The organism is Streptomyces soli (genome assembly GCF_003999195.1).
Lineage (GTDB): Bacteria > Actinomycetota > Actinomycetes > Streptomycetales > Streptomycetaceae > Actinacidiphila > Actinacidiphila soli.
In genome coordinates this window covers 1-12,044 of sequence record NZ_RJVR01000064.1, presented here as the reverse complement: position 1 = coordinate 12,044, position 12,044 = coordinate 1, and the positions used below count along the sequence as shown (strand labels likewise).

At 72.9% G+C, this 12,044-nt stretch carries 13 protein-coding genes and 1 pseudogene; 3 read left to right on the top strand and 11 right to left on the bottom strand.

Going from position 1 to position 12,044, the window contains the following annotated elements; genetic code table 11:
* Positions 1-2,086 (bottom strand): hypothetical protein (locus EFK10_RS04970; RefSeq protein ID WP_206305305.1); only part of this gene is annotated, 2,086 nt, incomplete at its 3' end.
* Positions 2,087-2,211: 125 nt separating this feature from the next.
* Entirely contained in the window at positions 2,212-2,955 is a 744-nt protein-coding gene (locus tag EFK10_RS04965) for a class I SAM-dependent methyltransferase (RefSeq protein ID WP_127354552.1), read from the bottom strand.
* Between the two features lie 83 nt (positions 2,956-3,038).
* On the opposite strand from EFK10_RS04965, the gene EFK10_RS04960 reads away from it, so the two are divergent.
* Both EFK10_RS04960 and EFK10_RS04955 read left to right on the top strand, forming a co-directional pair.
* Complete coding sequence (locus EFK10_RS04960; RefSeq protein WP_127354551.1) at positions 3,039-3,503, top strand: SAM-dependent methyltransferase; 465 nt, start codon at positions 3,039-3,041, stop codon at positions 3,501-3,503.
* A 91-nt stretch (positions 3,504-3,594) separates the two neighbouring features.
* The gene (locus EFK10_RS04955) at positions 3,595-4,404 is read left to right on the top strand and encodes a peptidoglycan recognition protein family protein (protein ID WP_127354550.1); all 810 of its coding nucleotides are present in this window, start codon (positions 3,595-3,597) and stop codon (positions 4,402-4,404) included.
* Between the two features lie 69 nt (positions 4,405-4,473).
* On the opposite strand, the gene EFK10_RS04950 is transcribed toward EFK10_RS04955, so the two are convergent.
* The 4 genes and pseudogenes from EFK10_RS04950 to EFK10_RS04935 all read right to left on the bottom strand — a co-directional run bounded on the left by EFK10_RS04950 (position 4,474) and on the right by EFK10_RS04935 (position 6,939).
* Positions 4,474-5,571 carry a PP2C family protein-serine/threonine phosphatase gene (locus EFK10_RS04950; protein WP_127354549.1) on the bottom strand — a complete coding sequence of 366 codons (1,098 nt, stop codon included), beginning with the start codon at positions 5,569-5,571 and terminating at the stop codon, positions 4,474-4,476.
* Between the two features lie 50 nt (positions 5,572-5,621).
* The gene (locus EFK10_RS04945; RefSeq protein WP_407647005.1) at positions 5,622-5,834 is read right to left on the bottom strand and encodes a hypothetical protein; all 213 of its coding nucleotides are present in this window, start codon (positions 5,832-5,834) and stop codon (positions 5,622-5,624) included.
* 63 nt (positions 5,835-5,897) lie between these two features.
* Positions 5,898-6,146: pseudogene (locus EFK10_RS04940) on the bottom strand (2-oxoglutarate and iron-dependent oxygenase domain-containing protein); the annotation flags it as partial.
* 211 nt (positions 6,147-6,357) lie between these two features.
* Complete coding sequence (locus EFK10_RS04935) at positions 6,358-6,939, bottom strand: MOSC domain-containing protein (RefSeq protein ID WP_240676993.1); 582 nt, start codon at positions 6,937-6,939, stop codon at positions 6,358-6,360.
* A gap of 73 nt (positions 6,940-7,012) precedes the next feature.
* On the opposite strand from EFK10_RS04935, the gene EFK10_RS04930 reads away from it, so the two are divergent.
* Positions 7,013-7,513 (top strand): VOC family protein, encoded by a 501-nt coding sequence (locus tag EFK10_RS04930; protein ID WP_127354548.1) that lies wholly within the window; start codon positions 7,013-7,015, stop codon positions 7,511-7,513.
* A 19-nt stretch (positions 7,514-7,532) separates the two neighbouring features.
* Here EFK10_RS04930 and EFK10_RS04925 read toward each other — a convergent pair whose 3' ends face one another.
* The 5 genes from EFK10_RS04925 to EFK10_RS04910 form a co-directional block, all read right to left on the bottom strand.
* On the bottom strand, positions 7,533-7,715 hold the full coding sequence (locus EFK10_RS04925; protein ID WP_127354547.1) for a hypothetical protein: 183 nt from the start codon (positions 7,713-7,715) through the stop codon (positions 7,533-7,535).
* A 113-nt stretch (positions 7,716-7,828) separates the two neighbouring features.
* Complete coding sequence (locus EFK10_RS46985; protein WP_164835822.1) at positions 7,829-7,975, bottom strand: hypothetical protein; 147 nt, start codon at positions 7,973-7,975, stop codon at positions 7,829-7,831.
* A gap of 60 nt (positions 7,976-8,035) precedes the next feature.
* Positions 8,036-8,428 carry a hypothetical protein gene (locus EFK10_RS04920; RefSeq protein ID WP_127354546.1) on the bottom strand — a complete coding sequence of 131 codons (393 nt, stop codon included), beginning with the start codon at positions 8,426-8,428 and terminating at the stop codon, positions 8,036-8,038.
* Between the two features lie 102 nt (positions 8,429-8,530).
* Positions 8,531-9,796, bottom strand: a complete 1,266-nt coding sequence (locus EFK10_RS04915; RefSeq protein ID WP_240676994.1) for an MFS transporter — start codon at positions 9,794-9,796, stop codon at positions 8,531-8,533.
* A gap of 139 nt (positions 9,797-9,935) precedes the next feature.
* Positions 9,936-11,648, bottom strand: a complete 1,713-nt coding sequence (locus tag EFK10_RS04910; RefSeq protein ID WP_127354544.1) for a cholesterol oxidase substrate-binding domain-containing protein — start codon at positions 11,646-11,648, stop codon at positions 9,936-9,938.
* Positions 11,649-12,044 lie beyond the last annotated feature (396 nt).

The following is a 12,044-nucleotide window of genomic DNA, read 5'->3' as shown; positions in this document are numbered from 1 at the left end:
CAAGCCGCCCGAGCGCCGGCGCGTCCCGCAGCAACGCGGCCGCGTCGGCCCGTTGACGTAGCGGAGCGTCCTCGTCCGCGGCGACCCGCGCGAGATGCCGGCCGAGCAGCGTGCGCTGCGCCGGAAGCCAGCGGCCGGTGAGCGCGTGCGGCACCCGCGGCACCCACGGTCCCGGGCCGCCCGCCGCGAGCAGCGCTTCCACCAGGTCGGTACGGCGTGCGGCGACCGTCCACAACACACGCGGCACACCGGCGAAAGACCGCCCGGCAGCGAGGAGTCCGGCGCAACGCGGTTCCCGCGTGGCGGGGTCCGCGAGCCACACCTGGACGGCCCGAGCAGCCTCCTCAGGATCTTCGCCCTCGAGGGCGACGCGTCGTACGAGATCGTCGAGCCCGGCCAGGTCCGTCGCGTGGTCCTCCAGCAACCCGGCGAGGGCGACGAGGCGGGCGGGCCGGAGCGAGGCCGGGGCCGATGCCGTCCAGATGGCCCGCGCGGTGGGTGCGTCGACCCGCAGCGGCGTCCGACCGCCGGTCCACCTCGGGTCGGCGACGACCTCGGCGAGGAGCAGGGCGACGGCCGCCGCCCGTGACGCGTCCCCGCGTGCCGCCGCGCCCAGCACGCTGCGGCGCAGCCAGCGTTCGGCCGCCTTCAGCGTGTGCGCGGTGGAGTCCCGGGACTGGACGGTGGTGAGTGCCGCGTCGCGCAACACGGTGTACGGCACGGCCGCCAGCAGTAGGGACGGGGCCTCGGCCGCCTGCGCCAAGGCGGCTTCGCGTACGGAATACTGGTCGTGCCAGGCGCGTTCGCAGGAGGCGACGACGCGTCGGTATTCCGCCGGATCGCCATGGTGGTGGGCGGCGGCGAGCAACGCGGGCCAGGCGAGAGCGCGTTGGTGCACGCGGTGGGCCTCGGTCATCGCCCGTAGCAGCGGCTCAGACTCGGGCAGCGGGAGCAGGGAGCCGAGCCGCGCCCTGACGAAGCCGCTGCGTCCTTCCCGCTCCAGGTAGGGGCGGATGATCTCGGCCCGGTGGTGCGGTTCAAGGGCGGCGACCGCGCGGACCGGCGTGTAGGCCGCCCCGCGCCCCACGGGCATACGCTCCCTCACCAGGCGCAACCTGTCCTGCGGCGGGACCAGGGCGAGCAGCGGATCGGCCACCGGATACATCCCACCCCGGTACCGGACGGACCCCTGACGGCAGACATCCGCGAGTGCGGCCAATTCGTCGGGCGCCAGTGGGCGCAGGGCACGCAGGACACCGCGCGGCAGCGGTCCGGCGGCCAGCGGCAGTTGTTCGCCGGTGCCGCCCCGGCGCACGGCCGAGAGCAATGCGCGCGGCCTGCGCATCGCGGCGGCGGTGGCGCGTTCGGTCATCAGGCCAGGGGCGCGTTCGGCCAGCAGCAGGGCGGCGTCCGGATCGCGTTCGGCGATCGTCGACACCAGCCGTGCGTTGCGGCGGCGGTGGGCGTACCGCTGCTGCGCGTCGCCCAGCTCTTCGTACGCGCCGGCCAGGTGCTCGGCGACGGCGAGCGGCGCGGTACGGGCCAGCGAGCCCAGCACACCGGCCGGTGCGTCGAGGCGCGGCAGCCACTCCCCCGCCGTGCCCGCCGTGCAGGCCGGCAGCAGCCGGGCGGCCTCGCTGTCGCCGCGCCGGGCACGCACCTGCGGCAGCAGCCTGTCGGCGAGTTCACGGCGCCGCGAGAGCCGCAGCACGCGGTAGGTGTCGTGCCGTACGGCACGGATCCGGCTCAACGCGAGCTGTGCGAGGGCGGATTCGGGAACCGGGAGCCGGATCGCGGCGGCCAGCGCCCGGCGCCGCAGCAGTGGGTCGTCCAACGCGGCCGCGACAGCGTCGAGGTCGCGGCGGGCGACGGCGAGGAAGAGTCCGAGGTGCCGGGCGTCCGGACCGCCGGAGTCGAGGGCCGCATGGTCGGCCCGGTAGTCGTGGTCGTCGAGAGATCGGACATGTTCGGCGATGGCCCGCATACGGGCCGGGAAGGGCAGATGGTCGAAGCGGGCGTACGTGGCGTACAGAGCGGCGGCTTCTTTTCGCGGAGTGTTCTCGCTGCGGTTCTCGTGTGGGCTCATCGCGATCACCGGTGGGTCGCGGGGCCGTCCTTTCGGATCATCATGAGGGGATGCTGGCAGGGCGGAAGTGCCGCCCGCAAGCGGATTACGGCGTGATCAGCGGTGGGCCGTTCAGCCGGGCCGGGTCAGCCCGCTCGGGTGGCGGAGATCGTCAGGCGTACGTAGTCGACCACCGGCTCCGGGAGGCGGTCGGCGACGGCGTTGACGAAGGTCTCGCGCTCGTCCTCCGGCAGCCGTTCGAGCTGGCCGCCCAGCACGACGACCGCGAGGTAGCTCCGCAGTTGCTCACCCGGCTCCAGCCGCGCCGGGTCGGGCAGCAGGCCGACCTCGATGTCGGTGAATCCGGCGTCGCGCAGCCGCTGTTCGGTCTCGGCGACGCCTGCGAAGTTCCATACGGCGGGCTGCGGGCCCAGGACGTCGTCGACGGCGGCCGAGACGGTCGCGATGTTGCCGAGGCCGCCGCATTCGGCGACGAAGCGGCCCCCGGGGCGCAGGACGGCCGCGATGTGCGCGAAGAGCGCGGCGTGGTCGGGGATCCAGTGGAAGGTGGCGATGCTGGAGACGGCGTCGGCCTCCTCCCCCAGCGGCAACGGCCGGGTGAGATCGGCGTGCAGGATGTCGACCCGGTCCAGCCGTCCGGCGAGCCGGGCCCGCAGTTGGCCGAGCATCCGCAGGGATCCGTCGACGGCGACGACCCGGCCGCGCGGCAGGCGGTCGAGGAGGGCGGCGGTGTCCCGTCCGGTGCCGCAGCCGAGGTCGAGCACGCGCTCGTCGCCGGACAGGGTCAGCCGGGCGAGGGTTCGGCGGCCCCATTCCAGATGAGGCAGGGGCAGTGCGTCGTATGTCGTGGCATCCCATTCCCTTGGCATGAGGCGTACGCTACCCAGGCGGGTCCACAACGTGATACCGATATCCCATATGGTGGCCAGGAGAGCCAGGAGGAGCCGGAGCGATGTCGGAGATCCGAGTACTGCCAGTCGGCCACGTGGTGGGCGGCCGCGTACCCGTGGAGGACGACGACTGGGGACGTGTCGAGGCGGTGATCCAGCTGGACAGCGAGCGCTTCGGGCCGGAGGCGCTGTACGGGCTCGACGGCTTCTCGCACATCGAGGTGGTCTTCCACTTCGACCGCGTACCGGCGGAGAAGATCGAGACCGGCGCGCGGCATCCGCGTGGCAACACGGACTGGCCACTGGTCGGCATCTTCGGCCAGCGCGGCAAGAACCGCCCGAATCTGCTCGGCGTCTCCCGCTGCCGGCTGCTGAAGGTGGACGGCCTCGACATCCACGTCAGCGGCCTCGACGCGGTGGACGGCACGCCGGTCCTGGACATCAAGCCCTGGATGGCCGAGTTCGGACCGCTCGATGAGGTCACCCAGCCCGCCTGGGCCACCGAGTTGATGCGCGACTACTACTGAGGCCGAGCGGGAGGGCGTACGACCGGGTGAGGCCGCGGCCCCATCCGGCGTGTCGCCATAACCGGCGATCGGATGAGCTGACGATGCGTTCATGCGCTCCATTCATGCGGCATCACTGTGCACCGCGGGTGCCGGCATCGTGGGCCTCGCAGCCATGGCCGCCTGGGGGGTGCACACCCTCCCGTACCGGGCCCAGGCCGCCGGAGCGCTGCCCAGCCCCAGCCCCCAGCTCCGCCCGGTGCCGCTGCCGGACCTCGCCCGGCGTTCCTTCGACCGCCGGCCCTCGCCGTACGGCGCGCCCCGCCCGGAGATCGTCACCCGGGCCAAGTGGGGCGCGGACGAGTCGCTGCGCCAGGAGGCTCCCCGCTACGGGCACGCCGTGCGGGTGGTCTTCCTCCACCACACCGACAACGGCAACGGCTACGACTGCGGGCAGGTGCCCGAGATCATCCGAGGCATCTACACCGGCCATGTCAAGGACCACCACTGGGACGACGTCGCCTACAACTTCTTCGTCGACAAGTGCGGCACCATCTACGAGGGCCGGGCGGGCGGTGTCGCCAGACCCGTCACCGGAGCGCAGGCGGTCGGATTCAACACCGACACCATGGGCATCGCCGCGGTCGGCACCTACGACGCCACCGGCACCGTGACCCAGGCCATGACCGACGCCATCGCCCAGCTCTCGGCATGGAAGCTCGGCCTCACCGGTGTGGACCCCCGGGGCACGCAGAAGCTCCGCTCGACCAACGCCGAAAGCCGCTTCCGCAAGGGCTCCGTCGAGGAGTTCCACGCCATCTCCGGTCACCGCGACAGCTTCTTCACCGACTGCCCGGGCAACGACCTGTACGGCAAGCTCCGGGCGATCCGCGCCGAGGCGGCCCGCCTCCAGGGCCGCTAGGGCCTGTCCGGCCGGTCTCCGTGGCGTCGCGTGCCTCCCCCAGCCTGGCGGCTGGGAGGCAGGCCCTGGTCAGCGCGGCGCGAGCGCCAGCATGGCTACGTCGTCGCCGACCGCCCCCGCGTACGCCGCCAGGTCCTCCCAGACACCGTTCACGACCGCGCGCGGGGTAGCGGCCATGCCGTCCTTGAGGCGGGCGACGAGCCGGTCAACCAGCGGGTAGAAGACGCCGGTGGTGTCGCGGGCCTCGGTCACCCCGTCGGTATAGGCCAGCAGCATGTCGCCGGGGAGCAGCAGCTCGGTCACCACGGTCGGCCCCGGGAGGCCCAGCAGGCACATACCGAGCGGCGGGGCGGGGTCGGCGGCTATCTCGCGGGCCCGACCGTCGCGTACGAGCAGCGGGGGCGGGTGGCCGCAGCAGGCGAGGCGGACCTCGGCCCGGCCGACCGGGAACTCCAGCAGCAGCGCGGTGGCGAACAGCTCGCTGTCCCCGTCCTCGGCGGCGGCACCGTCGACGGTCAGGCGTCGTTCCAGGCGTGCGGCGACCTGGCCGAGGTCGGGGACGTCGAGCACGGCTTCCCGGAAGGCGCCGAGCAGCCCGGCGACGGTGCCGACCGCGGCGAGACCGTGGCCCTGCACATCGGCGACCAGGGCCCGCACGCCGTAGGGCCCGGCCCGTACGTCGTAGAGGTCGCCGCCGACCAGGGTGCCGCGCTGGGCGGCACGGTAGAGCGCGGCGCAGCTCACCGGCCCCACAGCGGTGGGCAGTGGGGCCAGTACGGCGAGCTGGGCGGCCTCGGCGACGGTGCTGACCCGCACCAGGCGGCCGTGGTAGCGGCGGCGGACCCCGGCGATGACCACGCTGAGGGCGCCGATGAGCGCGACGGCCCCTGAGTCGCTGAGCGCGAGACTGCCGGCGCCAATCACCGGCATCTGCATCACGACCAGGACGGTGGTCGACATGGTGGCCGTCCCCGGTGCCCCGAACCCGAGGGCGGCCAGTGGGGGCACGGCGGCGTAGTAGGCGCCGAGTTCGACGTCTCCCGGGGTGAAGGCCTGGGCCGCGATCAGCACGAAGAGCATGACGACGGGGAGGGCCCGCAGCCAGACCGGGGACCCCGCCACGCGCAGCGTGTCGAGGTCCTCGGGCGAGTTCGGCTCGCTGCCCATAGCTACACGGTAGTCCCCCGTGACCACGCGCGCGGCCTTGCGGGGGCTGATCAGGCCGTGGGCGGGCGCTCAGGCGGTGGGCGCGGCCTCGGACTCCAGCAGCTCGGCGTGATGGCGGCGGTCCTGGGGTGGGCGCGCAGACATCCCTTGAGCTCGTTGTAGCCGAACTCGGCGAAGAGCGGGTTGGCCGGGTCCTTGGTGACGCCGGGCGCGTGGGCGCCCTCCCGGAGGAACTCATCGCCCCCGCCGAGCGCCAGGGGCACCGGGTGCTCGCGGCGCTGACCTCGCCGTCCGGCCGGGTACGGTGACGGCGCGTACGATCAGATGCGGGTGTAGCCGCGGAAGTGCGGCGACTCCAGGTTGCCGATGGCCAGCCGGCCGGCCTCGGGGAGGGCGAAGAAGGCCCGCATGACACTCCAGAGGGCGTCGGTCTCGTCGGCGGTTATGCCATGGCCCGTCAGCTGGAAGAAGCCGACGTCGTGGGCGGCCGAGTGCAGCTCGGCATGGAGCCGGGCGCGGGCCTCGGGGCCACGGTCGGACGCCGACAGGTCGATCACGTGGAGCTGGTGCGTCATGAGGCCTTCAGGTCTTCCGCAGGGTGCCGGGTGAAGCGTGGGGTGTCAGGGGTCAGGCGCTGCGGAGACAGGACATGCTCGTGACGCGGACGAAGTCCACGTGGCGACGGCGTACGAGCAAGAGCATGGGCCCAGGGTACTGCGCTGAGTGAGCACCGTCCGTAACGGAGGTCACGGACGGTAAGTCACGGACGGTGCACGGTAGGGCGGCTCAAACGGGTCGCAGGGGCCAATACGGCTCCTGGGGGAGCTCGACGGTGATCGGGTCGCCGGGGCGGATGTCGCCGTCGGCGAGGACGATGCCCATGACGCCGGCCTTGCGGATCACGTTCCCCGCCTCGTCGCGGCCTACGACCTCCTTGAGGACGCCCTGCTGGAACCTGTCGATCTGCAGGCAGGGGTTGCGCAGTCCCGTCACCTCGACGACGGCGTGCGCGCCGAGCCCCAGCCGGGTGCCGGTGGGCAGGGCGAGCAGGTCGATGTCGCGGGTGGTGACGTTCTCGCCGAGCTCCCCCGGCTGGACTTCGTAGCCGGCCGCGCGCAGTTCGTCGTGCAGCTCGCCGTGGATGAGGTGGACCTGCCGCAGGTTCGGCTGGGTCGGATCCTGCGCGACCCGCGAGCGGTGCTGGACGGTCACTCCGAGGTGGGCGTCGCCCTCCACGCCGAGTCCGGTGAGCAGCCTGATGCGGTCGCGTACGGGTTTGGTGAAGTGGTGCCCGTCGTCGCGGCTGACCGCGGTGACCTTTCCGCCCACGATGACGCTCCCCTCGCCGGAAAACCCGGTGATCATCATACGGGAGCGACTTCTTGAATATTCAAGCAAGCGCCTCTAGGCTGGTCACCGACACTTTTCAAGGAGCCGAACCATGCCTGTGCGCCGCCTCAACCATGCGGTCCTCTACATCCGCGACGTAGCCCGCTCCGTGGGCTTCTACACCGATGTCTTCGGCTTCGAGGTCAGCGTCGAGATCCCCGGCCGTGCGGCCTTCCTGAGCTCCCGGGACACCCTCAACGACCATGACCTCGGCCTCTTCGCCCTCGGGGAGGACGCCCCGGGCCCCGAGGAGGGCCGGGTCGGCCTCTACCACCTGGCCTGGGAGGTCGGCACGCTCGGCGAACTGGCCGACACCGCCCGCCGGCTCACCGAGCGCGGCGCGCTGGTGGGCGCGAGTGACCACGTCGTCTCCAAGTCGCTGTACGCCAAGGACCCCGACGGCATCGAGTTCGAGGTCATGTGGCGCGTCCCGCGCGAGGACTGGCCCACCGGCGATCAGGACATGCGGCCGCGCCCGCTCGACCTCCAGGCCGAACTCGACCGGTGGGGCGCGGGCCTCGCGACCGGCGCGGCCGCGGGCTCAGCCACCTGAGGCGGCGGGCAGTGAGCCGTCAGCGGCCTATCTGCTTGCGGCTCCCCCGGCGCAGACGGCGCCGCTGCGACGGGTCCAGGGCTACGTAGGCGCCCACCGGGACGCCGACGATGATCAGCAGGGCGATCCATGTCGGCAGGATCCACAGCAGGATCAGTCCGACCGCCACCCCACCCACTGCGTACTTCGCGCGATTGGACATCTTCACGCCTCCGTCTGCGGCACATGCCGCGTTCACTCCAGTTAACGCCACCCGGCCGGTCCCGGTTCCCCGCAGGGGCCGGGACCGGCCCGGTGGCGCGATCGGATCCGGTCTCAGCTCCGCTCGTCGTCGCGGCCCGGGTCGTCGACGGCCGGGATCTCCGGCTCCTTGTGCTGCGGGTCGGCGGCCGTGGGTTCGGCCTCACGGGTGGCCTCGGCGCGCACGAGTGCGCCCAGGGCGGCGTAGATGTCCAGCGGCATTGCGTATCTCCTGCGGTGTCGTTCTGCGTACGTACGTGATCGGCTGAGGACGGTCAGCCCTCAGCAGCGCAGAACGGTGTGCGGGAGTGCGGAGCCGGCCGGCGGCCAGGCCTCACGGCCCGGGCCCCGGGATGAACCGGCGGGAGCCTCCGGGAGCGGTGCCCAGGCGGCCGAGGCCTGTCCGCAGGGCGGGACGGCACGGTGCTGCGGTCCCATGTGGCCGCCGGCGCGCCGGGCCGGCGAGTCCGGATGGTGGTGCGAGCCCGAGTCCGGCGACGGATCCCCCGCGGCGACGGCCACCGGGCGCTCGGGCGCCTGCCACTGCGCGGGCCCTGCCGCGCCGGCGCCGCACAACACATGCAGCAGGCACACCACAACAGCGACCAGCACCGCCCCCGTCCCCCACGGGGCCAGGACCGGCACTGCGCGGCGGTGGGCTGCGGCTTGCGGCACGCCTCACAGATAACCCGGCTTCGCCCGTGACCCCGCCGGTGGTTGGGCTGATCGCGTGCCGCGTTCACCCCATCGGGGCAACCGCCGGCGGCGGCCGGGCCGTCAGACGGCCCGGTACCGCCGGAAGGCCGGGACCGCGACCGCCAGGCCCAGCATCGTCACCACGACGAGCAGGCCGCCGGCCGTGACGGCAGGGCGCGTACCCAGGGCGGAGCCCGCCGTTCCGTGGAAGAGGTCGGCGAGGCGCGGGCCGCCGGCGACGACGACGGTGAACACGCCCTGCATGCGGCCCCGCATGTCGTCCGTGGCGACCGACTGCAGGATGGCGCCGCGGAAGACCATGGACACCATGTCGGCGACGCCCGCGAGGGCGAGGAAGCCGGCCGCCCACCACAGGCTCGCGCTGAGGCCGAAGCCCGTGATGGCGACGCCCCACGCCACGACGGCGATGATGACCATGAGCCCGTGCCGTCGGGCCCGGGAAAAGGTGCCGGAGACCAGGCCGCCGGTCACCGCCCCGATGGGGATGGCCGCGTACAGCAGGCCGAGGGCGAAGCCGCTGCCCCAGCCCCCGTACGTGGTGGCCGCGAGCTGCGGGAAGAGGGCGCGGGGCATGCCGAAGACCATGGCAACGATGTCGGCGAGGAAGGACAGAAGCAGGATGCGGTGACCGGTGATGTAGCGGAAGCCGTCGACCACTTCGCGCCAGCCGGCCCGCCGCGTGGTGCCCTCACTGAGCGGCGGCAGCGCCGGCAGCCGCCAGACGGCCCATACGGTGGCGCACAGCGCGATCGCGTCGATCAGGTAGAGCTCGCCGAGCCCGATGACGGGGATGAGCACGCCCGCGAGCAGCGGGCCGACGATCTGGCCGGTCTGCATGACGGTGGAGCCCAGGGCGTTTGCGGCCGGAAGCTCCGAGGGGGGGACCAGGCGGGCGATGGAGGCGCTGCGGGCGGGGGCGTTCATGCCCCAGAAGGCCTGCTGGGCGGCGAGCAGCACCATGAGCAGGGCCACGGACCGGCCGCCCGCGAAGGCCTGCGCCCACAGCAGCAGCGCGGTGACGGCAAGGCCCACATTGGTGACGAGCATCAGCTTGCGCCGGTCGACGCTGTCGGCGACCGCGCCACCCCACAGGGCGAAGACGACCAGCGGCACGAGGCCGGCGATGCTGGCGTAGCCGACCCAGGCGGAGGAGCCGGTGATGTCGTACACCTGCTTGGGCACGGCGACCGCGGTGAGCTGACTGCCGACGGCGGTGACGGTGGTCGAGGACCACAGACGGCGGTAGCCCGGATGCCGCAGGGGCCGGGTGTCCATCACCCAGCGGCGCCACCCGCCCCGCTTCGATGCGCCTTGTGTTCCAGGTATGCCGGTGTCTTCGTCCGCCGCGGTGTCCACTGAGAGCTTTGCTTCCTCTTACACCTAATCACTGACCCCGCAGACAGTACCCTTAGTGCCCGGTCATCCGAACCCTTAGTGCCCGGTCATCCGAACCCTTAGTGCCCGGTCATCCGAACAGCCGGTCGAGCAAGGCGTTTCCGAACACCTGGTGCGGGTCGAGACGGTCGAGGATCGCGGCCGCCCCTTCCCAGCCCGGCCCGGCCCCGTCGTCGAAGGACGCGGGCACGGCGCTGCCCAGCACCTCCTCGTCGGCCCAGGCCGCCTCGTCGGTATAGGCCCAGCCCTTGGACCACTCCACGCGGGTAAGCCCGTGGCCGCCGTCGTACGTCGCCAGCAGGAACCGCTCCAGCTCCCGGCAGAAGGCCTCCGCGTACGGAGTGCCGGGCAGGGTCAGCACGTCCAGCCACACCGCCGTGTCCCACTCGGGGTGGTCGGCGCGGGGCCGCAGCGCGGACAGCAGCGGGGCGCGGGCCCCGGCCGAGTCGGCGTCGGCGGGATTGTCGAGGCCGGTGACGCGGATCTCGACGGTGCCGTTGACGGGAAAGCGGCCCTGCGCGGCATAGGCGGTGAGCCGCTGCCGGTAGAAGGCGGTGAACTCGGCGACGACGCGCTGCACTTCGGCCCGCGAGGTCAGCACCGCATAGCCGTTGGCGGTCATCCGCAGGGTGGTGGGCCTGATGTAGAGCAGGGTGTTCTTCGAAAGGCCCCAGATGTCGGCGGAGAGGCTGGTGGTCAGGCCGAGTACGGCGGCGTCGAGTTGGGCGTTGCCGAGCACGGGGGCCAGATACCAGGCGGCGTCGGACACCAGCGTCCCGGCGAGGTCTGCCACGACGGCCGGGACGTTGTCCGAGAAAGGGTAGTTGTAGGGCGCGGTCACCCGGCGCGAGGTCAGGGGGCGCTTCGGCGCGACGCTCCACACCTTCAGCCAGGGGAATTCGGTGAAGGCGAACCAGATCGCCTCGGCCCGCCCCGCCGTGTCCAGGAAGCTCGCGAGGGTACGCCCGCCGCTGCCGGGGGCCGCGAAGAGCTCGGCGGCCGGGATGTCGGTGCGGCTGAGGCAGCGCAGGCTGGTGTTCTCGCCGACCCGCAGCACCACCTCGGTGACCAGGGCGCGGCCGAGGTGGGTGAGGAGCGCCGCGCAGTCCGGGTCGTCGCGCTCGAACGTACGCAGGACGTAGGCGCCGCCGGCGGAGTCCCAGACGACGGCCGTCAGCGACAGGACGAGATTGCTGAGCGATCCGTACGTGTGGCCGGGCAGCCGGCTCTCGCCGTGGGCCGGGACGGCGGTGCCGTGGGCGTCGATGGCCAGGGCACCGCCGACGGTGAGGTCGCCGGGGGCCGGGGTGGCGGTGACGCCGAGGCCGTACGCCTCCAGGTGCCCGAGCAGGGCTTCGAGGGAGGCCCCGGCGCCCACCCGGACGGCGGCCGGGTCGGTGGATTCCAGGGCGATGCCGGTGAGGTGGGTGGCGGTGTCGACGAGCAGCAGCGGAGCGCCGGACTCGGTCCCGGCGGGGATGGTCAGCGGTGACCATCCGTGGGCGTAGCCCCTTGCGCGTACCGTCCAGTCCTGCTCACGGGCCCAGTTGACGACGGCGACCACCTGGTCGGGGTTGCTCGGCGCGCAGGCCCACAGGCCGTCGGCGGTGATCTCCCTCACCCAGTTACGGTACGCCGACCGGTAGAGCTCGACGCCTTCGGGGAAGCCGGGCAGGTCCGACGCCGCCGCGCCCTGGGCCATGGACCGGGGTGCGGCGGCGGCCACCACGCTCAGCGAGGCGGCCGTCAGCAGGAATCCCCGGCGGCTTAATCGGTCGGTCATGCGGCAAACGTAGGGGCCGGTCGACACCGGCAGACCCTTGGTCAAAACGATTCACCCGTGTGAGTGAACCGTTGACTGCCCTCTCCCTCGCGCAAGGGGTTACCGGTCAACTTCTGCGCGGCCCGAGGCGGCTGAGGTGGGGGTTGCTTCCCCCACCCCGCCCCTTCCCGAAACCGGGCTCTCCCCCAAACCTTGTTTGGGAGGTGCCGCCACCCGGACCCGCTGGGGGCCAGCCCCCAGACCCTCCCCCAGGTCCTCAAACGCCGGCGTTCCCGCCCAAGCCCGCGCGGCGGAGGGCGTCGGCCATGGCGCCGGAGGCGGGTGGCTGGGGGGAGGAGCCGCCGCCGCGGGACTGGCGGGGAGGGGCGCCGCGGCGGTCGCGGCGGTCGCCGCGGG

Coding starts and splice junctions, on each gene's coding strand:
- EFK10_RS04965 (WP_127354552.1), bottom strand. CDS start 2,955: ATGCCAAGGGAATGGGATGCCACGACATACGACGCACTGCCCCTGCCT.
- EFK10_RS04960 (WP_127354551.1), top strand. CDS start 3,039: ATGTCGGAGATCCGAGTACTGCCAGTCGGCCACGTGGTGGGCGGCCGC.
- EFK10_RS04955 (WP_127354550.1), top strand. CDS start 3,595: ATGCGCTCCATTCATGCGGCATCACTGTGCACCGCGGGTGCCGGCATC.
- EFK10_RS04950 (WP_127354549.1), bottom strand. CDS start 5,571: ATGGGCAGCGAGCCGAACTCGCCCGAGGACCTCGACACGCTGCGCGTG.
- EFK10_RS04935 (WP_240676993.1), bottom strand. CDS start 6,939: ATGATGATCACCGGGTTTTCCGGCGAGGGGAGCGTCATCGTGGGCGGA.
- EFK10_RS04930 (WP_127354548.1), top strand. CDS start 7,013: ATGCCTGTGCGCCGCCTCAACCATGCGGTCCTCTACATCCGCGACGTA.
- EFK10_RS04925 (WP_127354547.1), bottom strand. CDS start 7,715: ATGTCCAATCGCGCGAAGTACGCAGTGGGTGGGGTGGCGGTCGGACTG.
- EFK10_RS46985 (WP_164835822.1), bottom strand. CDS start 7,975: ATGCCGCTGGACATCTACGCCGCCCTGGGCGCACTCGTGCGCGCCGAG.
- EFK10_RS04910 (WP_127354544.1), bottom strand. CDS start 11,648: ATGACCGACCGATTAAGCCGCCGGGGATTCCTGCTGACGGCCGCCTCG.